The organism is Prevotella sp. AM42-24 (assembly GCF_003461825.1).
Classification (GTDB): Bacteria; Bacteroidota; Bacteroidia; order Bacteroidales; family Bacteroidaceae; genus Prevotella; species Prevotella hominis.
Map to the genome: position 1 here is coordinate 25,770 of NZ_QTXV01000027.1, position 19,814 is coordinate 45,583.

General features: G+C 46.3%; 29 protein-coding genes. All 29 read left to right on the forward strand.

The features are described 5' to 3' along the window. Nucleotides 1-217: 217 nt before the first annotated feature. Nucleotides 218-697 (forward strand): hypothetical protein, encoded by a 480-nt coding sequence (locus DW917_RS09420; RefSeq protein WP_118118117.1) that lies wholly within the window; start codon nt 218-220, stop codon nt 695-697. Nucleotides 698-791: 94 nt separating this feature from the next. Beyond that, nucleotides 792-1,202, forward strand: coding sequence for a hypothetical protein (locus DW917_RS09425; protein ID WP_118118119.1), 411 nt, complete (start codon nt 792-794; stop codon nt 1,200-1,202). A gap of 57 nt (nt 1,203-1,259) precedes the next feature. Continuing rightward, nucleotides 1,260-2,330: an ATP-dependent Clp protease proteolytic subunit gene (locus tag DW917_RS09430; RefSeq protein WP_118118121.1), complete on the forward strand. Its 1,071-nt coding sequence runs from the start codon at nt 1,260-1,262 to the stop codon at nt 2,328-2,330. A 1-nt stretch (nt 2,331) separates the two neighbouring features. Continuing rightward, complete coding sequence (locus DW917_RS09435; protein ID WP_118118123.1) at nt 2,332-3,312, forward strand: hypothetical protein; 981 nt, start codon at nt 2,332-2,334, stop codon at nt 3,310-3,312. A gap of 40 nt (nt 3,313-3,352) precedes the next feature. Next, nucleotides 3,353-3,973 (forward strand): hypothetical protein, encoded by a 621-nt coding sequence (locus DW917_RS09440; protein ID WP_118118125.1) that lies wholly within the window; start codon nt 3,353-3,355, stop codon nt 3,971-3,973. Nucleotides 3,974-4,059: 86 nt separating this feature from the next. Beyond that, nucleotides 4,060-5,013 (forward strand): hypothetical protein, encoded by a 954-nt coding sequence (locus tag DW917_RS09445; protein ID WP_118118127.1) that lies wholly within the window; start codon nt 4,060-4,062, stop codon nt 5,011-5,013. Next, nucleotides 4,964-5,485, forward strand: a complete 522-nt coding sequence (locus tag DW917_RS09450) for a C4-dicarboxylate ABC transporter (RefSeq protein ID WP_118118129.1) — start codon at nt 4,964-4,966, stop codon at nt 5,483-5,485. Before DW917_RS09445 ends, DW917_RS09450 begins: the two co-directional genes overlap by 50 nt. Continuing rightward, entirely contained in the window at nt 5,424-5,735 is a 312-nt protein-coding gene (locus DW917_RS09455; protein ID WP_147344155.1) for a hypothetical protein, read from the forward strand. The genes DW917_RS09450 and DW917_RS09455 overlap by 62 nt, the downstream gene beginning before the upstream one ends. Nucleotides 5,736-5,737: 2 nt before the next feature. Then, nucleotides 5,738-6,322, forward strand: a complete 585-nt coding sequence (locus DW917_RS09460; protein WP_118118132.1) for a hypothetical protein — start codon at nt 5,738-5,740, stop codon at nt 6,320-6,322. Then, nucleotides 6,306-7,934: a hypothetical protein gene (locus DW917_RS09465; protein WP_118118134.1), complete on the forward strand. Its 1,629-nt coding sequence runs from the start codon at nt 6,306-6,308 to the stop codon at nt 7,932-7,934. The genes DW917_RS09460 and DW917_RS09465 overlap by 17 nt, the downstream gene beginning before the upstream one ends. 504 nt (nt 7,935-8,438) lie before the next feature. After that, on the forward strand, nt 8,439-9,092 hold the full coding sequence (locus DW917_RS09470; protein WP_118118137.1) for a phosphoribosyltransferase: 654 nt from the start codon (nt 8,439-8,441) through the stop codon (nt 9,090-9,092). A gap of 4 nt (nt 9,093-9,096) precedes the next feature. Continuing rightward, nucleotides 9,097-9,777 (forward strand): DNA repair protein RadC, encoded by a 681-nt coding sequence (radC, locus tag DW917_RS09475; protein ID WP_118118139.1) that lies wholly within the window; start codon nt 9,097-9,099, stop codon nt 9,775-9,777. Between the two features lie 489 nt (nt 9,778-10,266). Next, entirely contained in the window at nt 10,267-10,425 is a 159-nt protein-coding gene (locus tag DW917_RS09480; protein ID WP_117727633.1) for an ArsR family transcriptional regulator, read from the forward strand. 44 nt (nt 10,426-10,469) lie between these two features. After that, entirely contained in the window at nt 10,470-10,730 is a 261-nt protein-coding gene (locus DW917_RS09485; RefSeq protein WP_118118141.1) for a DUF5053 domain-containing protein, read from the forward strand. A gap of 219 nt (nt 10,731-10,949) precedes the next feature. Continuing rightward, complete coding sequence (locus DW917_RS17535) at nt 10,950-11,102, forward strand: hypothetical protein (protein WP_194253077.1); 153 nt, start codon at nt 10,950-10,952, stop codon at nt 11,100-11,102. Between the two features lie 51 nt (nt 11,103-11,153). Then, entirely contained in the window at nt 11,154-11,558 is a 405-nt protein-coding gene (locus tag DW917_RS09490; protein WP_228113169.1) for a DUF5053 domain-containing protein, read from the forward strand. A 64-nt stretch (nt 11,559-11,622) separates the two neighbouring features. Next, nucleotides 11,623-12,069 carry a hypothetical protein gene (locus DW917_RS09495; RefSeq protein WP_118118143.1) on the forward strand — a complete coding sequence of 149 codons (447 nt, stop codon included), beginning with the start codon at nt 11,623-11,625 and terminating at the stop codon, nt 12,067-12,069. A 428-nt stretch (nt 12,070-12,497) separates the two neighbouring features. Beyond that, on the forward strand, nt 12,498-12,740 hold the full coding sequence (locus DW917_RS09500) for a hypothetical protein (protein ID WP_118118145.1): 243 nt from the start codon (nt 12,498-12,500) through the stop codon (nt 12,738-12,740). Continuing rightward, a complete protein-coding gene (locus tag DW917_RS09505) occupies nt 12,737-13,030 on the forward strand; it encodes a hypothetical protein (protein WP_147344156.1) in 294 nt (97 codons plus the stop codon). Before DW917_RS09500 ends, DW917_RS09505 begins: the two co-directional genes overlap by 4 nt. Beyond that, entirely contained in the window at nt 13,027-13,404 is a 378-nt protein-coding gene (locus tag DW917_RS09510; protein ID WP_118118150.1) for a hypothetical protein, read from the forward strand. Before DW917_RS09505 ends, DW917_RS09510 begins: the two co-directional genes overlap by 4 nt. Nucleotides 13,405-13,406: 2 nt before the next feature. Next, the gene (locus tag DW917_RS09515; protein ID WP_118118152.1) at nt 13,407-13,676 is read left to right on the forward strand and encodes a hypothetical protein; all 270 of its coding nucleotides are present in this window, start codon (nt 13,407-13,409) and stop codon (nt 13,674-13,676) included. Between the two features lie 153 nt (nt 13,677-13,829). Beyond that, entirely contained in the window at nt 13,830-14,891 is a 1,062-nt protein-coding gene (locus DW917_RS09520; RefSeq protein ID WP_118118154.1) for a hypothetical protein, read from the forward strand. Further along, nucleotides 14,891-15,139: a maintenance system killer protein gene (locus DW917_RS09525; RefSeq protein WP_118118156.1), complete on the forward strand. Its 249-nt coding sequence runs from the start codon at nt 14,891-14,893 to the stop codon at nt 15,137-15,139. The genes DW917_RS09520 and DW917_RS09525 overlap by 1 nt, the downstream gene beginning before the upstream one ends. Beyond that, on the forward strand, nt 15,136-16,599 hold the full coding sequence (locus DW917_RS09530; RefSeq protein WP_118118158.1) for a hypothetical protein: 1,464 nt from the start codon (nt 15,136-15,138) through the stop codon (nt 16,597-16,599). Before DW917_RS09525 ends, DW917_RS09530 begins: the two co-directional genes overlap by 4 nt. Then, complete coding sequence (locus DW917_RS09535) at nt 16,580-17,419, forward strand: DUF6712 family protein (protein WP_118118159.1); 840 nt, start codon at nt 16,580-16,582, stop codon at nt 17,417-17,419. Before DW917_RS09530 ends, DW917_RS09535 begins: the two co-directional genes overlap by 20 nt. Then, nucleotides 17,376-18,188: a hypothetical protein gene (locus DW917_RS09540; RefSeq protein WP_147344157.1), complete on the forward strand. Its 813-nt coding sequence runs from the start codon at nt 17,376-17,378 to the stop codon at nt 18,186-18,188. Before DW917_RS09535 ends, DW917_RS09540 begins: the two co-directional genes overlap by 44 nt. After that, nucleotides 18,185-18,691, forward strand: coding sequence for a hypothetical protein (locus DW917_RS09545; protein WP_118118163.1), 507 nt, complete (start codon nt 18,185-18,187; stop codon nt 18,689-18,691). Before DW917_RS09540 ends, DW917_RS09545 begins: the two co-directional genes overlap by 4 nt. After that, the gene (locus tag DW917_RS09550) at nt 18,676-19,212 is read left to right on the forward strand and encodes a hypothetical protein (protein WP_118118165.1); all 537 of its coding nucleotides are present in this window, start codon (nt 18,676-18,678) and stop codon (nt 19,210-19,212) included. The genes DW917_RS09545 and DW917_RS09550 overlap by 16 nt, the downstream gene beginning before the upstream one ends. Nucleotides 19,213-19,265: 53 nt before the next feature. After that, a partial coding sequence (locus DW917_RS09555) for a hypothetical protein (RefSeq protein ID WP_370453526.1) occupies nt 19,266-19,814 on the forward strand: 549 nt, incomplete at its 3' end.

The window sequence follows — 19,814 nt, forward strand, 5'->3', positions numbered from 1 at the left end:
ATATAATGTGGCATTTATATAAATAAGATAATATCTGATAATCAGATAGTTACGTAAAATGCCACAAATGCCACAACTGAAACGGGCATTTTTGGGTGTCCCAAATATTTTGATGCTTTTCTCCTAAAAATATGGGGGTGAAAATAAGAAAATACCGCAGAGACGGTGTTTTCTCGATTATTTTTCCTAAATTTGCGGAGATTTTAATATTTATTTTATGAGTAAATTCCTTATATACCTCGAAGTCGAGCCATATATGAAACAGTGGCTCACACATTCGTTTGGCGACCCTGTGGTATTTCCCCCTAACAGCAATGAGAATGCTGTCATCCGCAGACTTACCACTAAGCGTCCTTACAACAACACTCCTGAGCAACCAACAGAGAAAACGGTGGCCATCTGCATACCTTCATCGAAGTCGAAGAGCCCGGAGACATACAATTATCTGACAAGTTTCGGCAAGAAGGCGTTGGGTGAGAGTTTAGATGATCTCTTTCGCATCAATATGTGGTGTGACCTTGGAGATTTGCAGGATACATCATGCAAAAAGATGTCTGCATTCCGAGCGTGGTGTCAGACACATGGCATTGACATAGAATATGCCGAGACCATCCGTATGAAATGGTATCGGATGCGCAAATCTTATCAGAATGTGGGTGTCAACCTCTTTAATAACAAAAGATACCATATAACATAATTTAACGCTAAAAAGTTACATACTATATACCCTATTTTTGAACAGATGCGAACAACTGCGAACAGTTGCGAACAGACACGAAATATTTTAAGTTATGAGATATCTAAATCACATTTCAAAAATTCATAGGATACCTTCATCGAAGTTGCCTTTTGAGACACTTCTTGGCAATAAGACATTTTCACTTCCTGAGAGTCTTGATTGGGAGAGAGTGGAGTTCCAGAGACCTGCAAAGTTGGAAATTACTGACAAATTGGATGATGGGGTTCGTGTTTATACACATAAATTGATATATCGCACGTGCGAGAGCGATATTGATGGTTCGGTCAGATACGCATATCTGATAGAGGATATTGAAGGGCGAAAATACCTGATAGGTGAGCCTTCAAGACCATATCCGACAGTAAACGTCTCCTATGTGCATCCTGATTCATATTCCTCAAGCACGTTGACGGAGGTCACTGTGCAGTGGGTCGCAACTCGTAAAGCACCGAGAATAGAGTGATTTTCCGTATTTTCTTTTGGCAATTGCCATGCTTATCTTTGCAACAAAAAAAAGCGCATGAAATACGGTATGATGATTTGCGGTACCATAGGTGCAGGATACGACTGGTGGACTGGTACCTACGGCACACGCTCCAAGGATGTCAAGAATTACCTTGACGCACATTCCGATGAGGAGGTCAATATTGCAGTCTCTTCACCGGGTGGATTCGTTGATGAAGGTCTTACAATCTATCAACTTATCAAGGATCATGGCAATGTCAACGTCCATGTGTTGGGCATGACCGCTTCTATTGCAACCGTCCTCTGCATGGGTGCCAAGCACGTTACCATGAGCGTCGGCAGCACCATGCTCATTCATAATGCGTCAACAGGAGTCACTGTATGGGAGTCTGCAAACAAGGAAAAACTTGACCAGCTGATTGCAAAATTCCAGAAGCAGCGTGATGACCTTGACACAATAGACAAGGTCATTGCATCTGTCTATGCTCAGCGATGCGGCAAGACATCTGATGAAATCGTGACGCAGATGAACAAAGGCAGCTGGATGACACCAGAGATGGCTCTGGAGATGGGGCTCATCGATGAGATAAGAGATCTGGATGAAGAGGACAGCAAGAGACAGAACAATCTTGCCAAGAGGTTCACAAATTCTTATTGTCAGAATTTGGGGCTCCCGCCTATCAAGGGCGATTCGGATGAGAAACCTTCCAAGAACTTCATGACACAAGTCATAGATGGTGTCAGGGAGTTTTTCAATAACAATAAAATTAATGAAATGAAGAAGAAATTCCTCAACCTTCAGAACATCCTTGACCGCAAGGATGATTTTGAAGTGACCGATGAGAAGATTACACTCACCGATGCAGAGATGCAGAAAATCGAGGATGCCATTGCCGAAAAGGAGAAAAAACTGACCGATACGGCAGCTGATCTCACTGCTGCTAATGACAAGGTTAAAAATCTTGAGACCAAATTAGCAGAGAAAGACAAGGCCATCGAAACCAAAGACCAGGAAATTTCCGACCTCAAAAAGGCTCCAGGAGCTAAGACCGAGGACAACCTGAATAACCAGGTTCCGGATATTGACGCAGGTCAGTTGTATAAAGCAATGTCACAGATTAACTAAAATGGCAGTTACTGAAGGAAGCACAATTCAGATTACTCCTGATGCACTCAACACAAGCTATGCCAAGTTTCGCAAGGAATTGATTCTGATGCCAACGCGAGCTTTGGACGAGGTTGCCAAATACATGAGCCGTCGAGTCGGTGTTCGTGGCAAGGAGACCGTTGGTGAGGCGAATGGAGACATGCAGATTGGCCCATACTCTCTTACTCGTGTAGATGAGGATGGGGTTACTATCACTGGTCGTACACTGGAGACATACTTGGGTTCTGGCGTTAAGCCATTTGAGCCTAATGCGGTTCGTGAGTCAATATATGGCTCAAACGTTTTCCAGGGAGATGCACTCAAAAACCAGCCTATCACCAAGCTCATTGGAGCTTACCTCTTTGCCAAGGTGGGTGAGAGTTTCTTCAATACGCTTTTTACAGCTAAGCGAAACCCTGGGGGTAAGAAAACCACAGATCTCTACGATGGCTTCAAGACTATCGCGGATCAGGAGATCAAAAACAAGAGTGTCTCTACAGAGAAGGGCAACCTCTTCAAAACTACGGCAATCACAAATGTCAATGCTGTTGATGCTTTGGAGGCATTTTACGATGCTGCAGACCAGAAGCTCAAGAACACCAAGACATTCATGTTCCTGAACAGCTCTGAGTTGATGCACTACGATCGTGCATACCGCAGCGTCTATGGTAGTGTCAACTACAACAAAGAGTTCGGCAAGTCGAAGCTCGATGGCTGCAACAACTGCACATTGATTGGTCTTGACAACATTCCTGTTGGCTTCAAGATCATCACTCCAGGCAGCAACATGCTCATTGGTCTTGCGACTGAAGGCACCAACTGTAAGTTCGAGTTCGAGAAGTCACTGGTATCTCACTTCTTGATTGACTTCGTAGCTACCATGTACTTTGGTACCCAGTTCGAGTCTATCAGCAAGGAGCGCATCTTGTTCGGTTACGATGAGATTCCTGCAGCAGTATAGGAGTCTCATCATTCAAAAACACATTATTATATAATATAATATGGCAGATCAGCAAAAAAAATCATGCACAGAGTCAGCTGACCTCTACGAGGATCTCCTGAAGTGTCCTGGTGCCAAGAGATTGCCGGGTACAGGTCGCAAGGTCTATATTTCACCACGTCGATGGATCACACAGCTGGCTAAACCTCAGTTGGAGAAGGCTGCATCCATGAAGGATTACCTTGTTATCAAGGAGTCACACAAGATGGCTGCAGACAAGAAGTTCATCGTTGCATACTTGTCAACAGACAAGTCAAACTTCAGTTCTGAGTCACAGGGCGAGAATGGCTCAAAGACCATGCTCAACAAGCTTGCGCTTACATTCCCTGGCACAGAGGAAGAGCAGTCTGCACTTGCATCTATGCTCCTCAATGAGGATATCATTGCTCTGATTCCTCAGCGCAACGGCAAGTGCCGTCAGTTCGGTGATGATAACTTCGAGTGCTCTGTTGCACCTGCACAGTCATCCGGTTCGTCTGTCACAGACGAAACCAACACAACTGTTGAGTTGTCAGTCGGCTGCGAAACACTTCCACCATTCTATTATGGTGACATCCCAACATCTGAGGGCACATACTCCGGTGAAACTGGAGAGTTAAAGGTAACGACTGGTAAAGTTTAGTTCCGTTTTCAGATAAATTCTATTAAACATGTTCCTGGCGAGGCGATGCTGTCGATGGCTCGCCTCGCCTTTTTAATTTTGAGAATATGAATGATGTCAAATTTACACAGAAAATAAAGCAGTGGTTCGATAGCGAACATACTGATGAGAATATTCGTGAGGGAGCCATGCTCCTCCTGCAGATCAACAACAACAGACACCTCTATCAGCAGATCATGCTGAGACCTCAGAGAATGCTTGAGCATCTGAAATATGAGCTGCAAAAGCACTATGACTACCGCATCAATGGGTTGAGCCTTGACGAGGTGCGCAAATTCGATGGTGAAGTGACACCATTACTGCAGAAAGCGGTCGATTCCACCGCAGATGCTGACAAACTTGCTGCTGATGTAGCACCACATTTGCCGTTTGTTGATGCAGAAAACACCGATTCCATCGATGCAACTGCTATCATCGCAAAGGGTAAACGTGCAGATCATGACCAGCTTCCCGATGAAATCAAGGAAATTTGGGATGCAAACATCCAGAGATGGAAGCGCATCAAGGAGCTCTTCGAAGCATGCAAGGCTTATCAGTTGTCGTGCGATCGCTTCGAGGGGCTGAATGCAGCCAACGAGGAATTCCAGAAGATGCTCCTAACTCTTAAGACAGAATATTATGCCTACAAGCAGAGCATGGATCAATATGACCATGCAGTTCCTGGTCAGAAAGAAGAGAATGCTGAGACCAAGACTGAAGTCGTGATATCGGCTAATGCCATCGGCAATGCTCGTTCCTACATCACCAAGAATATTGATAAGTTGATACAGCTGAAGGCTGATGGCAAGACAGAGCAGGCTGAGAAGTTGCAGGCTAATATCGAGCAGCGTGTGAAAACCCTGCTTGATGCCAAGGCAGAGATTAAGCCTGCCACGCTTGATAAAATCAAGGAGGCTGGCATCGTGATTCCTGCTGAAGGTGAGGATGAGAGCATAGCAGAGGAGAAGCCAGATGAGAGCCAAGCAGATCAGACAGGCACTGAAACCGCTCCAGCAGAATAGTTCTCAGGTTTTTCTTGGCCAAGGATTACACACCCTCGGTTTGCTGGGATGGATTTTGGAGCAGACGGGGCTTGCGCAAGTCGCAGTCACCACCTTCTCCACATCTGATGCATTCCTCTGCGGAGTGCTCAATCTACGCAACCGGGGGCTGATTCAGCACTCAACGTTAGTGGCTGATGTCAAGGCTTCAGCCAAGACACTCAAACTGAGTCGGCTGATGACGGAGGCTTTTGACAAAGTGAAGCTCACGCTCAATCACTCCAAAATCATGCTTGTGGCTAACGATGAGTGGTTAGTTACTGTGATTACATCTCAGAACCAGACTTATGGTGACCGTGCGGAATGCACATTCCTCACTACAGATAGAGATGTATATCTCAATGTTCATAATATGCTAAATGATTTGTTAGATGATACGACAACAATTTCCCTTCCTCGAGGAGAGCAAGCTACTCCTGCAGAGCGTGCATGACCTTGGCAGAGCGTTGACACCAGTCGATCAGGTGCCAATCATGATTGATTTGCCAGAGGACGAGTCCTCGGCACTTAAATTAGAGTTGCAGGAGCCTTGCTCTCCTTATCGCAGGCAATATCTGCTCGGTCTGGCTGAGACCGCAAATGAGTTGCGAGCTTCCAATATCGCTCTCGCCAAGGTCGGGTCGCCTGGTGCATACCACGCTGTCATGTCGGAACTCTCGCAGATCATTGCTAATCTCACATAAATATGAGCCTACCGGTCAATGTCGATGACTACATGAAGTACATGCCTCTCAATGAGGATGAGCTTCAAGACCTGCATCTCTCTGCCATTGTCAAGGCGAGAGTGGAGAGACTTCGAGGGTGCTATGCCTTTTGGCTTCGATATCCTCGATACACCGTTAGAGAGATGGTGGATCAGGACAAGGCTATGTTCCATGTCAGCGAGAGCCAGGCATACGATGACATTCATCTCTGCCAGCTCATGCTCGGCAATCTCAATGCAGCATCCAAGGAGTTCTGGCGCTGGAAGGTCAACCAGGAAATTGATGAGGATCGCAAGGCAGCCAAGGCTGCAGGCGACTTCCGGGCTCTTGCCTCGATGCAGAAAAACCGCATAAAGAATAATCGGACAGACTCACCTGATGAGCCTGATCTTGCTTTCGACAAGATTGTGCCTGTTGAGTTCACCATGACAGATGATCCTACGGTCATCGGTTTGCAGAAGATTCCTAATCTTCGAGCAAAAATCAAGAAAATGGAGAAGCGATACTCTATGCCTGACATAGAGGACGCTGATTTTGAGGAGTTGCCAAATGACGGGTCAACCTAAGAGACTATTCTTCAATGATGTGCAGTCCAGAGTCTTGCAGCTCATGCCTAAAGACCTGGTCTGCGAGTGGGGGCGAGGTACAGGAAAGGGTGTGGTCGAAGCTGGACGCATACTCTATGCAGTCCAGCACATGCCTGGTTCATGTCTGGCCATGGTTGCACCATCTGTCAAAAGATGCCAGACCAACATCCTTCCATCAGCACTTGTGCACCTCGAGGAGTGGGGCTACAAGCGAGACGTCCACTACATCGTGGGCAAGAAACCATGGAAGGCTTTACACTGGAAAGACCCGCACTTTCAGCCGATGAACTGGGAGAATACTGTTGCTTTCTACAACGGATCATATCTCAATATCATCTCGCAGGACCGCAGCGGTACATCTAACTCACTCTCACTTGACCACGTCTTTATAGACGAGGCGAAATTCATAGATTGGGAGCAGCTCAACAATGAGACGCTCCCGGCTAACCGTGGTAACAAGCAACTTTTCGGTGACTGTTGCTTGCACCATGGTCTTACGATAACATCAGATACCTCTGCAACCAAGAAAGGTTCCTGGTTCATGCAGTGGGAGAAAAAACAAGATAAGGAACTGGTCGCTACGCTCGAGTCTGTCATCGTGCAGCTGCATAGCATACGTAATAAGTTGGCAGCGCATCCAGAGCGATACGACTATTATATGTCGCAGGTGCAGAAATACCAGAAGATTCTCCACTCTCTGCGTTCCTACTGCCTCGTATATTCCAGATGCTCCAGCATCCAGAACCTGGCAGTTCTGGGTGAGGACTTCATCAGACAGATGAAGCGAGACCTCCCGAAGATGACCTTCATGACAAGCATCATGTGCCAGCATGTTGGTATTGCACAGGATGGCTTCTATAGCGGTCTTGATGAGGATCTGAACTTCTACACGGCTCCGAACTTCACTTTTCTCGATGACCTGCAGTATTCATTCAATCCCAAGAGAGATGCTCAGGACTGCCGCATGGATTCGGACTTAGAGGACGGTTTACCGCTGATAATCGGCTCAGATGCCAACGCCAACATCAACTGTCTCGTTGTCGGGCAGGTGGGTTCTGATACGAAGCTGCGCATCGTCAACTCATTCTATGTGAAGTATGAGCGCAAACTTCCGGAGCTGGCTCAGGACTTCTGTGATTATTATAGATATCTCAAGGATAAGCGAGTCATATTCTATTATGATGCCACATTCGTGGGCAATGACTACGCTACACACAATGAGAAATTCTACCAAATCATCGCTGGTGTACTGCGTCGCAATGGATGGCTTGTGTCAGAGATCTATATCGGTAAGCCGATGAACCATCTGCAAAAACAATTGCTCATCAATCGAATGTTCAAGGGACATGCTCTGCATATGATCCTGATAAACCAGGACAACAATGAGGACCTCATCATCTCTATCGAGAGTGCTGGTGTCTATAACAATGGCAAGGATAAGAGAGGCGAGAAGCTCATCGAGACTGATGAAGATCAGCTGCAGAACCGCACCGACTTCTCTGATGCCTTCGATACCGTATGCATTGGGGCAGAGAAATTCCCGCAGACTGCAGTATATATGGGTGGCTTGTCATGTTATCGTGGTTCGTGATTACTCATTTTTTGTTATTTTATATAGGTTTTTAAGTTATTAGTTGTTTTAAGTTTATTTTATGCCAGAGGCTGTTGCTCGTGAGAGTAGCAGCCTTTTTTCATTCCTGCTGCAGAAGCGGTATCGCCCTTGAAGGTCGATGGATTGTCTGATTCGCTGTTCCGTACTTTTTTTTAATGCATTCTCAATGCCCGTCATGTGTCCCCATTCGAATTTTCCTGTGCAAAGGTAGCTAATGGCGATTCAAACTGCCGCATGAACCTGAACTAACAAAAGCCAAAAAATCTACACGCGAAGCTAATTTTTTACCTTTTGTTACCACAGAACCCCACGTCTGTTTGCCTCTGCCATCGCAGTGTTGAAGCACAGGAAAAATCGAAAGGGCACACCGGGCTTTGTACGGAATGCAGTTCAAAAAAAAATACTCCACAGCTGGAGGCTGGGAAAAATCGGGGCTCCCGATCATTACCGGAATACGTTTTTAATCATTCAAATTTTCCAAACATGAGACAGAGTTATTTCATCGAGTACGTTCCAAATTCGTACATGAACCTTTGCACAGACAAAGAGCAGCAGATGGCAAACAATCAGTTTGTCTATGATTTCAAGGCAGGCAACAAGGCAGCCTCACGCTATTGTGGCGAGTTGTTGATTAAGTATCTTTCACAGAGATATGGCAATTTGCTGAAAGATTTCGTGGTGGTTTTCGCTCCATGCTCAAGCCAAGCAAAGTACAACAAGCGTTTTTCCTATATCGCTGCAATGCTGAGAAACGTCTTGCATGTCACAACCGCAAATGAGCATGTCCACATTTGGGGCACTCGCACACCTTTGCACAACGGAGGCAGCCACGTAGTTAGCGAGGAGTTTTTCAAAGTTTGCGTGGACGCTGATTTTTTCAAAGGCAAGAACGTCATTCTTTTCGATGACCTTTTGACAAGTGGCAAGACCATCGAGGAGTTTAAAAACAAAATCGAAGCCGCAGGCGCTTACGTGGAGGAGGAAATCTTTTTAGGGCGAACAATCCACCATGACCCTATTTCTATGCGAGGTTGCTTGCAAGAGATGGCAGAAGGATTCTACGAAAGTGTAGCACGCTCAAAGAGATGTTTCCCTAATGGAGTTAAAATAAATAAGTCAAACCGAAAAATAGCATAAGACAATGAAAAGTTACAATACAATGTTAGCAGACGAAAGACCGGAATACAAGGCGGCAAACTATGGATTCGATAACCTCAGTAATACAGAACTTTTGGCGATGGTGATAAACCGAGGCGCAGGAACAACGGAAAGCATGAGACAAGCACGCCAGCTGATGAATATGGTAGATAACTCACTTTACAAATTGGCAAAGCTATCTATGTACGATATGCAAGTGGTGCCAGGGATAGGAGACTGCAAGGCACTTGCCATACAAGCAGCGCTTGAACTTGCCAAGCGCAGGGCGATGGAGAAGAGCAGCTCACGCCCAGACATCAGTAGCAGTTTGGCAATCTATAACTATCTGCAACCGCTGATAGGCGATTTACAGGTGGAACAGGCACACGTCATGTTGATGAACCAAAACTTTAAATTACTCAAGCACGTGAAAATAAGCGAGGGCGGTCTTACTGAGACAGCCGTAGATGTTAGGGTAATCATCAAAGAAGCCGTACAATGCAATGCCACCATCGTGGCACTCGCACACAACCACCCAAGCGGCAACGCCACACCATCACGTAATGACGATATGCTTACCAAGCAAGTGGCAGAGGCGTGCAAGTTGATGAGATTGTTCTTTATGGACCATGTGATAGTAACAGATGGAGCATTTTATTCCTACCATGACAAAGGCAAGTTGTAGAAGGTGGGGCAATTGCCACGTAAAAAACTCGTACATATTCCGCTATGGCGAGCCGTGGCAATTGCCTGCAAGCGTAGGGCGGTGTGGGGTAGCATTAAAGCTACGCACGCCCCTTTTTTATCCAACTTTTGAAAAATCCGTGATTTTCAGCAAGTTGGCAAAAATGACCGTGGAAAATTTGTGCAAAATAGCACAAATTGCCAATCGGAATAATCCGATTGCCCCGCGAAAATGGCTACTTATGACAATTTCCAAGTAAATTGCCACAAGAAACGAGCCATTTTCGCGGAAACCCCTACATTGCATTCCGGGGTAAAAGCGGTATTCTGATTTCTTGACATCATTCTATAATGATGAGAAAAAGAGGAAAAACCGTGTCTGATGGGGCTGAAATGTTAAATCTTAGTTAATAATACGATTTTTCGTAGTAAATATTTTGATAATACGAAAATTTGTAGTATCTTTGCATTGTCTTAAAGAAATAATGATATGAAGAAAATTTTAGTAAGCGACAAAGAGGAAGAGCTGATAGCAGCTATCAGAAATTACAAAAAGTCTTTTCCCAGGGGCAACCCACAGTTATTATGGTATGCTCAACAACTATTCGATGAGATGATTGAGCCGCCTGAGTATTACACAAAGTATTAACAACAGACCCTCCCTTCGGGGAGGGCATTAAAAAATATAAGATTATGGAAGTAGCAGTAGCAACAGTTAAGCAGACCAAGGATAGTGCAGTAAAGCAGCGCATCCAGGATATTCAGATGCTCGTGTCGTGGCGAGAGATAGCACATACATATTTCGGCAAGTCGGCATCATGGCTTTATCACAAGCTCGATGGCATCGATGGCAATGGTGGAGTGGGAGGCTTCACCGAAGATGAAAAGAACATGCTCCGTGGCGCACTCTGCGAGGTTTCAAACCGCATACGTGCAGCTGCAGACAGAATATAAAAATGAGGCTGGGGCTTATCATTCCCCATAAGACAAAAGTCGCCATAGCCTTGTGGCGCAGAAATACAAAAGAGTTCGAAGTCATCCGTGCGTGAAGCATAGATGGCTTTTTTCGTGCCCAAATGTTAAATAATACACAAATGTTGAAAATAATCACGAAAATATTTGGTTATTCAACAAATGTTTAGTATCTTTGCATCGTGTTAATAAAGATAGTATATGGCAAGACGAAAATCTAAGGAACTCAAGGAAAATGAAGACGATTTGCTTTTCTACCTGGAGTATTGGCAAGAGTTCCCCGATACCTTCAAGAGGGTAGCAGAAAAAGAAATCGCAGAGTTGGAAAACAAAATTAAAAACAAAAAGAAATGAGAAAGCCCCTTCGGGGGCACTCATTCCTTTAAACTTAAAAAATATAAGATTATGGAATATACAGAGATGATTGATAAGGTGAAGGCTTTGGCTGCACAGAACAGAGCTGCCAAGACCGCAGAGGACAAGGCGGAGGTTCGCCGTCAGATGGATGCACTCAAGGAGTCAGACCCTAAGGCTTTTGCCGTGGCAGTGGGCTACATGGCTAAGACCACAGAGCAGAAGGTCAAGGAACTGACCATGGCTGAGAAGTTTGGTGAGATTACAGATATGGTCTCCATGGCTTACATCGCAAAGGCTTACTTTGGCAAGTCTCGCTCTTGGCTGGCACATAAGATGAACGGAAACATAGTCAACGGAAAGGCATCGCAGTTCACTCCTGATGAGCTTGTTACTCTCAGAGGTGCTTTGCAGGATATGGCTCAGAAATTTGGCTCGCTTAGCCTTGCTATTTAGGCTATCTTTATTTAACACATCGTCCCCGACACTGAGCCGTGTCGGGGGCTTTTACTAATAACTTATGGATGTTCTGAATATTGATGATACCAAGGCTGGAGCAGTCTTTCTGCTTCGCCAATTGGTCAAAGGTGATAAAACGGGTATAGAGCTCAGAAATAGCATGATTCGTGCAGACGTGGATGACAGCTATTTCAAGTTTATCATTGAGGGACTTAGCGAGGGGTGCTACATCGAGGAGTCCTTCAGCATGTGGCGGATAACTACCAAAGGGGTGCGATATCTGCAGGAATATGAGAGGCGACTGAATGTTGGCTCGGATTGGTCGATAGAGGGCAATTCTTCTGCTCAGGAAAAACAAGAGGCTGAGAAGATAGACGACCGAAGGTGGAATAGAAAAATGACAGTTATTGCGATTGTTATTGGCCTATTATCCTTAATAGTAGCTTGCATAAGCCCTTTGGTAGAGAGGGGATGGCAAGCCATATTATCGCTAATCCTTGGAGAATAGATATGATGTAGAGGGTCTTGATACGGCTCTCTATATCTTTTTTGTAAGATTCGTTTCTTTCCATACCTTATTATATTATATAAAACACCTGCAAATATAATAATTTTTAGTGGAAAACAAAACTTTTTCCCAAAAATATTTGGCGGTTCCAAATTTTCTTCTTACCTTTGCCACCGCTAACAAAGATGATAGTAGTCTATCCGGCAGGGCGACCGTTTCGCCTATGGCTTCTTGCCGCAGGCTTTTTTTATGCCCAAGAGTATCATTTTCCCGGCAACGGGAAAAAGGTGTACTTATATGGCGGCTGCATGAACCGTAAAGATTTGTTTTGTCCTCTCGGATAAGTCATCATCTTTGTTAGCAACGGGGAATGCAGCCGCCACCCTTTTATACAATCGGCTGTTTAATGCTAACAAAGATGATGCACTATGCAGAATTCTATTTTATTAAATGATGCTCAGGTGAGACCTGTAGGCATCAACGTAGAGGAGGGCATGAAGGCCCTCAAGTGTGAAATCAAGAAGCTCGCCAAGACCAAGAGCGAAACCTTCAGTTTCCTCTGTAACGAGACGGTCACTTATGGCGACGTCGCCAAGGTCATGTTGGGCATGGTGGCTCTGATGGCCATCGTGGCAGTCAGCGGTTTCTTTTTTGGAGGGGAGGTGATGTGATGAAGCGCAAAGGTAAAAAGCCGTTCCCCTCTCGCAATCAAATTGATGCTTGCCGACTTCTTGCGAAGTGGTGCAAGCATACTAATGCTGCCGAAGCGGAGGTTAAATTCTCTGACAATTCAGATCGGGTAATATTCTCAGTTGTGGCCTGGAAGAGTGTAGATAAGCACGGAAACATCATCAGATGGCATAACAATCGTTTCTTCTACCTTCCATACAAGAGTTTTAAGGCTATGCCATACAAGATGACATTGGCCAAGTATAAATCACATAAACAGAATATAGCATGAACAGGCGCAAGGTTGAGAATATTAGAGATCTCAATGTCAAGCGACGCGTTACCAATGAGCACGTCATGATAAGATACTGGGAACTTGACAAGGAATACACAGAGCTGTGGCGATATATGGAGCGAGTGAAGCTCGAAATCAAACTCTCTCGCACAGAGAAGCTCAGAACGCTGCAGACGAAAATATTGCTGCGTCTTGAAGATGAAGCAGCACGCCTGTCACGTCAGCGAGAGAAGTATTCCAGATGGTCAGCAGATCTCTACTACTGGATGACACTCTACGATTGTGCTTCCAACAGATTGAGATTGGTCAAGAGTTGTAAAGCTGCTGCAGATGATGTGGCAGATGAGTTTCAAACCATTAATTTCGTATAATTATGCCAAAAAATGATAGTTCACAAGCTAAGTGCATGTTAGATGCATATTTCGTTTTTCGCTCAAATCTGCCAAAAACGGACGCTAATGGCCAACCTTACCAGAAGCGTTTCAAGACAACTGAAGAAATCGCCTCAGAGCTGGCAACCATGGTGGCAATAGATTTCTCTGAAATCGTTGACTACATGAGAGAGAGGGATTATGCGGTTGCAACGCTGCCAGATGGCTCAATTGCGTGGGCAATCTGGGAGCGAGTTCAAGGAATATTATAATTTTTCCCATATTATATAAGTTGCTTTCGAAATTTTTTGCTAACTTTGTAGCGGAAAATTTGAATTTAGTCTGCGGGGAGTGGCGCGTGAGCGTCGCTCCCCGTATTTTTATTTCATCCATTTGCATATTATTTTTGCCTTAAAAAAGATAATATGACGATTAAATCAGCACCTTCGGGCACATGTTTCCTTGAAAACATACGTGACCTCGACATTCTCACATCCATGAGCCGAGTGCTCATCACCATCACCATAGGCGATTCTACCGTCTATGATGAATATCTCTATCCTGCAGACGGAGAAATTGTCCTCGCAGATCTCGCAGATATTTTCCGTCCTTATGCACGCCAGCAGCTCATCATAGACGCTGTCATTACAGTCATAGAGCAGAAGGTATCTTCCGGTGATGATTCCGAAGAAACTCAGAGCGACAAGAAGGCATTCAAGTTGAAAGTCCTCTACGCCACGGTGGATATACCGGACATCGACTGCCAGGAGTTTACGGATCATCATTTCCTCACCCTGCTGCAGGATGCCAAGACAACCTCTCTCGGCCGTCTGGAATATCTCCATTATCTCGGTACTGACCAAGCCACCGTCACGGCACATTTCGCTGATGGCTCCAAGCAGCTGTTCACAGCTGAGGTGGTGGGTGGCAATGGCAAATATACCACCATCGATGTCTCTCCTTCCAAATTCGCAGTCAAGGACAAGGTCTTGACCTTCTTCGATGTCACGGCTGGAGAGCGTCTGCAGACATTCATCATCGACCTCGAGCAGCCAGACGTGGCTCCGATTCTTCTATTTTCAAATTCTTTTGGTTGCCAGGAGCTCATTTATTGCACAGGCAAACATGAGGTGGCTCCAGAATATATCCGTGATACTGCAGTCATAGGTGGCAAGACGGTCAACTACCGCATCACAGAGAAGCGCATCTTCAAGGGAGATACTGGACCGCTGACAACCGCCATGGCCAACTGGGCTGATGACCTCTTCCGTTCCGATGAGGTCTATATCGTCAACATCTACGGAGGTGAGGCAGTTGTCGGCAAGCAGGTGACCATATCCGACTCCAAGAGCGACAATGACAACCTGCCTGATACCATGCCGCGTTTCACATTCAGCTATGCTTACTCGCAGCGCCAGCACAATGTCCTGAACATGCACCGTGCAGGCCGCATATTCGATAACACATTTGATAACACATTCAACTGATGAAGAGAGCTGCATTCCATATCAATGAGGTGCTGAAGATGATGGACAAGGCCAACGCTGACCATGCCACCGTCAAGCTTCGGGCGTGGACCACCGATGGCAGAACCGTCAATTATGACGGATGGCTGGTGTCTGGTGGCAGTTGGCGTGGAGGTTTCCACCGCCTCATGCATCCAGCCACAGGCGAGGTTCATACCCTGCCAGACGTTTTTATCTATGAATTTTTAGGATTACCAGTATATCTATGAGCAAAGAAAAATATACCATGCAGCAGGTCGGGGCGCATGGAGACAGTGAGCGATATATGCTCATGCCGACAACTGCGGTTGGTGGGTCAACCACCAACCAGGCTGCCATCGAGCAGCAGTATGGCACAGACACCCATTTCCTCGGATCAGGCGAGGTGGGTGATGCAATCTATTCGCCTATCACCATCAATGGGCGAGATTATGAGTATATCCGCTATGGCGATGACAACGACATGCCTTATGAGCTGCAGCGCCTCCTTCGCATGAATATGATTGCGCAGCGAGCGCAGGCATTCAACGTGCAGTGCTGCTATGGACAGGGAGTCAGATTCGTTGACCGGACAACAGGCAAGGACACCGATGATGCAGAGATTCGTGAGTTCTGTCTGCGCAACAGCGTGCATGAAGTTTTCATGGAGCAGGCGACAGACATGAAGTTCTTCTACTGGAATGTCACCGTCATCATCCTCTCCCGTGACCACTCCAAGATTATACAGATGCGGCACAAGGACGTGTCCTACTGCCGATTCGAGCGTCCGGACGCCAAGACAGGTCTCATCAATCACATATTCTATGGTGATTTCCGCAAGGCGATGTCACCTATTGAGGCAGAGGCGATACCGCTGCTCGACATCAACGATCCGCTGGGCGACCTGATGGCCCGCATGGGCAAGGGACCGGACATCTACACAGGAGAGAGACGTCCTGAACCGAAGATAGGCCGGGACTGCAAGTTCGCCATCGTGTCACGCATACCGACACCAGGATATCAATATTATCCGATACCTTACTATGCCGCCATATTTGATGATGCGTGGTATGATATCTACCGACTCATCGGCATCGGCAAGCGATACATGATCAAGAATACATCTGCACCTCGCATACAGATTGAGATACATAAGGATTATTGGATGAACCTCTGCAACGAGGAGGGCATCATCGACCCTCAGAAGCGTAAGGAACGCATCGATACAGAGAAGCAGTCCATCATCGACTTCGTCTGCGGCACGGAGAATGCAGGCAAGGCACTCATCACAGGATATTACTTCGACCCTAACGGCAAGGAGCAGCGCATGGTGCGCATCATCAATCTCAATGAGAGTGGCAAGAAGGAAGGTGGAGACTGGGCAGATGATATGTCAGAAGCGTCTAATTCGCTCTGTTACTCGTTTGGCGTTCATCCTAATTTGGTGGGTGCGACACCGGGCAAAAGCCAGATGAACAATTCTGGATCTGACAAACGAGAACTCTTCATCCTGAAGCAGTCTCTCGAGAAACCTTGTCATGATATCATGCTCAAGCCTTATCATGTCATCCTACATTATAATAAGTGGAGCGAGCGCAATATTACCGTCGATGTGCCGATGATAGAGTTGACTACGCTCGATAAAAACAAGGACATGCAAAAATCATCAGTTAAAAATAACGGCAAATACAATGAAGATAACAATAACTAAGCAGGATTTTGACGATGCCATCTTGGTGGCAACATCATCAAATCCGGAGGTCTTCAACTTGGTGGAACCTCATTTCTCAGATACATATAATCGCATCAAGCGGAATTATCTCGGTGATATAGGTGCTAATTTCTTCGATAAATTCGATGGTTTTCAGCCATATCTGAAGAAAATGGTCTGTCTTGAGACATTCATCTCGGTGGTCAGGCATCTTGATATTGTGCTCACACCTGCAGGTTTCGGGGTTGTGAGCAATGGTGAGGTCTCACCAGCATCGACCGTGAGAGTGGAAAATCTCATCGAGCAGGTGAAGCAGACCAAGTTTGCAGCAGAGGAGGATATGGTCTCCGTCCTCATGGACAATGCTGAAGGATGGGGACAGACGATGCAGGCTAAGCACTGCATACCAACATTGGTATGGGGATATAGCGACTACATGTTCGAAGCCAACCTCTCCAAACTCAGTTCGCAGGAGTGGGATAACGTGCGCAAGAACATGCGTCTTGCAGATGAGATTCTGCGTCGTCGCTTCTCTAACGAGCAGATGGACGCTCTCCTCGATAAATACCGCAGAGGCGAGTCTTATACAGAGCAGGAGCAGAAAGCAGTCTGCCTGATGAAACAATATCTCGTTCTATACGGCAATCCAAGCAGCTTCAGACCTGATGACATGAAGCAGACGCTTGACAGGATCCAACTGATACTTGACGGAGATGCAGAGACATTCTCTCTATATCAGAATTCATCAGAGTATGAAAGCAATCATTTCAAGCCTTATGAAAACAAGAAATCAGCACCTGCCTTCCTATTCAATGCATGACGGGCAGATTAATCTTAACATCACAGCGCCAAAGTCATGGCGTGAGTTGTCGCAGGATGAGCTTCGCTATACGCTTTTCCTGCTGACCAGATTTCAGGAGCAGTTGACGGTCAAGACATACCTGTTCTGCCGACTGGCTGGCATTGAGATCATCAAGCACACCCGAACCGGTTGGAAGTGTTCAGTTCTGTGCCGAGTGGATGGCAAGTCAAGCCCCAAGCGCAAAGTGATATATCTTGAGACAGAGATAGTCCTATCTTTGCTCTCACAATTCGATTTTATCGATGGATTCGATAATTTTCAGCCTTTGCAGGCCATATCTGGCTTAAAAGCCGTCACTTCCATCCGCAAGATAACATTCCAGGATTACCTGTTTGCAGAGAAATATTATCAGCTGTACCTCATGCATAAGGAGGACAAGTTCCTTCAGCAGTTAGGATATCTTCTGTACAGGGATGAGGATGGCAAGCGTGATGACTCAGTGAATTTCACCGCAGAGGAGTTACTCGGAACTTTTTTATGGTACTCAGATTTCAAGCAAGTAGCTGCTGCCAATTTCCCTCACTTCTTCAAAAATACGAAGGAGGGCGAAGAGCCGACCATGGAGGATATCACCATGGGCATACGTGCGCAGGTAAGAGCGCTCACCGATGGCGACATCACCAAACAGCAGGCAGTCTTTGAGACCGACTGCTGGGCAGCCCTGACAGAGTTGGATGAAAAGGCGCGGGAGGCAGAGGAATACAACGAAAAAATGAAAAGATTATGACAGAGAAACAGTTCGATGCAATCGCATATTTTAAGCAGTTGACAGAGGAAAACAATACCTGCCGACTTTATAATTTTGTCGCAACGACGTGCTCCGGTCCGGATACGGTGCAGGGCGTGCTGCAGCAGTTCCGAACAGCCTCCAATTTCATCATGGTCTCTGATACGGTTGATTCCAACACACACTCCCTGGGTGATGGCTTCTTCGACCGCAACGTTTTCACCGTCTGGATTCTCGCTTCATACAAGCGTGATGATATGGCAGACCGGGAGGAGAAACTGAATATCTGCAGATATATCTTCCGGCAGTTCCTCAGTCGTTTGCTGCATGACAAGGAATACCAGAAGTTCGGTGATCAGCTGGAGTATCTCAATCTCAATCAGGTCTTATCGACAGAATTAGGGCGATACTCGATGAATGGCTGCACTGGCCTGTACTTCATGCTGACCTCAGACGAGCCTACCGATTTACAATATGATGAGAGCTTATGGCAGAAGCAATAGATGAACTCCTCAAATACGAGAAGGGATGGACTGAGAACATGGGCACCTATTGGCGCGAGCGAATGGAGCGCTTGCGCACAATAGATACTGGTGCACTCTATTCATCCATCAAGGGTCACCTCGAGCAAGGCACAGTGACCACCATCGAGCATACTTTCCTGCAATACGGCATCTATGTGGCTGCAGGTGTGGGACCAGCTCACGTCTGGAAAAAGTGGACAGAAGCGCAGGGTGGCGAGAAAATCATGCGCCCAAATGATGGCGACCTTGACTTCCTCAACAAGCAGTACAGAGCCGAGCATGATTTGGATACCCCCAAAAAAGTGGGTCCTGCCTGGGGCGGTCGAGTGGCAGGAGGTGTGCCGATTGGCCGAAGAGACTGGTTTTCGGCTAAATACTATGCCTCTGTCATGAAACTCAATGAACATGAGGCTGATTTCTATGGCGAGACATACAATGGACTCATGGCTTCAGCATTGACAGAGATATTCAAGGGCATAGGCGCAGCTCGCAACCTTTGAGCCGTATTTTTAATGATTTCATCGTGTTTTTATCTTTGCACAAAAAAGAAATTATGGCAGATCAATTGAACAAAGAAAAACTTCAGCAGGAGTTTGAGCAGATTCGTGACGAGCGTCGCAAGTCTGCCAATACAGCGGAGCGCATAGGCAATGCGTTCATCTCTCTGCTGCATTTCAATACAGAGGTTGAGGACAGGCGATATTTGTCCCGTGAGCATGATGATACGGCAGGGGGTCTCATCACCTTTGCCAAGGGTCTTGTCTCAAAGGCTCTCGCCAAACTCGCCTCTCTCTTCGTTTCCGGCAATACTCAGCTGGGCGAGAATGGCACTCAGACAACATTCGGCAGTTACGCACCAGATGCTTCCGGAGCATCCATTTCCGTGTCTGAGAATGGCACGTCAACGGCAGAGTTTGATTTTCTCAACATCAGACGAGCAGCCTACTTCCGTGAGATTACCATCAAGGAGTTGAAACATGTCGGTGGCGAGATGGCGCTGACTGCAGCTGCCATGGTTTGCTCCAAGGTCGAGTGGCTCAATGCTCGCGGGCGTGTCATCACGGCAGGCACACCGACCTTCTACAAGTGCTATTTCGAGACA

What these genes read in the sequence shown, in the direction of transcription:
- DW917_RS09460 (WP_118118132.1), top strand. Translation starts at nt 5,738, where the DNA reads ATGAGCCTACCGGTCAATGTCGATGACTACATGAAGTACATGCCTCTC.
- DW917_RS09495 (WP_118118143.1), top strand. Translation starts at nt 11,623, where the DNA reads ATGGATGTTCTGAATATTGATGATACCAAGGCTGGAGCAGTCTTTCTG.
- DW917_RS09535 (WP_118118159.1), top strand. Translation starts at nt 16,580, where the DNA reads ATGAAGATAACAATAACTAAGCAGGATTTTGACGATGCCATCTTGGTG.
- DW917_RS09425 (WP_118118119.1), top strand. Translation starts at nt 792, where the DNA reads ATGAGATATCTAAATCACATTTCAAAAATTCATAGGATACCTTCATCG.
- DW917_RS09445 (WP_118118127.1), top strand. Translation starts at nt 4,060, where the DNA reads ATGAATGATGTCAAATTTACACAGAAAATAAAGCAGTGGTTCGATAGC.
- DW917_RS09435 (WP_118118123.1), top strand. Translation starts at nt 2,332, where the DNA reads ATGGCAGTTACTGAAGGAAGCACAATTCAGATTACTCCTGATGCACTC.
- DW917_RS09455 (WP_147344155.1), top strand. Translation starts at nt 5,424, where the DNA reads ATGATACGACAACAATTTCCCTTCCTCGAGGAGAGCAAGCTACTCCTG.
- DW917_RS09465 (WP_118118134.1), top strand. Translation starts at nt 6,306, where the DNA reads ATGACGGGTCAACCTAAGAGACTATTCTTCAATGATGTGCAGTCCAGA.
- DW917_RS17535 (WP_194253077.1), top strand. Translation starts at nt 10,950, where the DNA reads ATGGCAAGACGAAAATCTAAGGAACTCAAGGAAAATGAAGACGATTTG.
- DW917_RS09520 (WP_118118154.1), top strand. Translation starts at nt 13,830, where the DNA reads ATGACGATTAAATCAGCACCTTCGGGCACATGTTTCCTTGAAAACATA.
- DW917_RS09490 (WP_228113169.1), top strand. Translation starts at nt 11,154, where the DNA reads ATGGAATATACAGAGATGATTGATAAGGTGAAGGCTTTGGCTGCACAG.
- DW917_RS09510 (WP_118118150.1), top strand. Translation starts at nt 13,027, where the DNA reads ATGAACAGGCGCAAGGTTGAGAATATTAGAGATCTCAATGTCAAGCGA.
- DW917_RS09470 (WP_118118137.1), top strand. Translation starts at nt 8,439, where the DNA reads ATGAGACAGAGTTATTTCATCGAGTACGTTCCAAATTCGTACATGAAC.
- DW917_RS09550 (WP_118118165.1), top strand. Translation starts at nt 18,676, where the DNA reads ATGGCAGAAGCAATAGATGAACTCCTCAAATACGAGAAGGGATGGACT.
- DW917_RS09500 (WP_118118145.1), top strand. Translation starts at nt 12,498, where the DNA reads ATGCAGAATTCTATTTTATTAAATGATGCTCAGGTGAGACCTGTAGGC.
- DW917_RS09540 (WP_147344157.1), top strand. Translation starts at nt 17,376, where the DNA reads ATGAAAACAAGAAATCAGCACCTGCCTTCCTATTCAATGCATGACGGG.
- DW917_RS09545 (WP_118118163.1), top strand. Translation starts at nt 18,185, where the DNA reads ATGACAGAGAAACAGTTCGATGCAATCGCATATTTTAAGCAGTTGACA.
- DW917_RS09420 (WP_118118117.1), top strand. Translation starts at nt 218, where the DNA reads ATGAGTAAATTCCTTATATACCTCGAAGTCGAGCCATATATGAAACAG.
- DW917_RS09515 (WP_118118152.1), top strand. Translation starts at nt 13,407, where the DNA reads ATGCCAAAAAATGATAGTTCACAAGCTAAGTGCATGTTAGATGCATAT.
- DW917_RS09430 (WP_118118121.1), top strand. Translation starts at nt 1,260, where the DNA reads ATGAAATACGGTATGATGATTTGCGGTACCATAGGTGCAGGATACGAC.
- DW917_RS09485 (WP_118118141.1), top strand. Translation starts at nt 10,470, where the DNA reads ATGGAAGTAGCAGTAGCAACAGTTAAGCAGACCAAGGATAGTGCAGTA.
- DW917_RS09525 (WP_118118156.1), top strand. Translation starts at nt 14,891, where the DNA reads ATGAAGAGAGCTGCATTCCATATCAATGAGGTGCTGAAGATGATGGAC.
- DW917_RS09440 (WP_118118125.1), top strand. Translation starts at nt 3,353, where the DNA reads ATGGCAGATCAGCAAAAAAAATCATGCACAGAGTCAGCTGACCTCTAC.
- DW917_RS09480 (WP_117727633.1), top strand. Translation starts at nt 10,267, where the DNA reads ATGAAGAAAATTTTAGTAAGCGACAAAGAGGAAGAGCTGATAGCAGCT.
- DW917_RS09530 (WP_118118158.1), top strand. Translation starts at nt 15,136, where the DNA reads ATGAGCAAAGAAAAATATACCATGCAGCAGGTCGGGGCGCATGGAGAC.
- radC (WP_118118139.1), top strand. Translation starts at nt 9,097, where the DNA reads ATGAAAAGTTACAATACAATGTTAGCAGACGAAAGACCGGAATACAAG.
- DW917_RS09450 (WP_118118129.1), top strand. Translation starts at nt 4,964, where the DNA reads ATGAGAGCCAAGCAGATCAGACAGGCACTGAAACCGCTCCAGCAGAAT.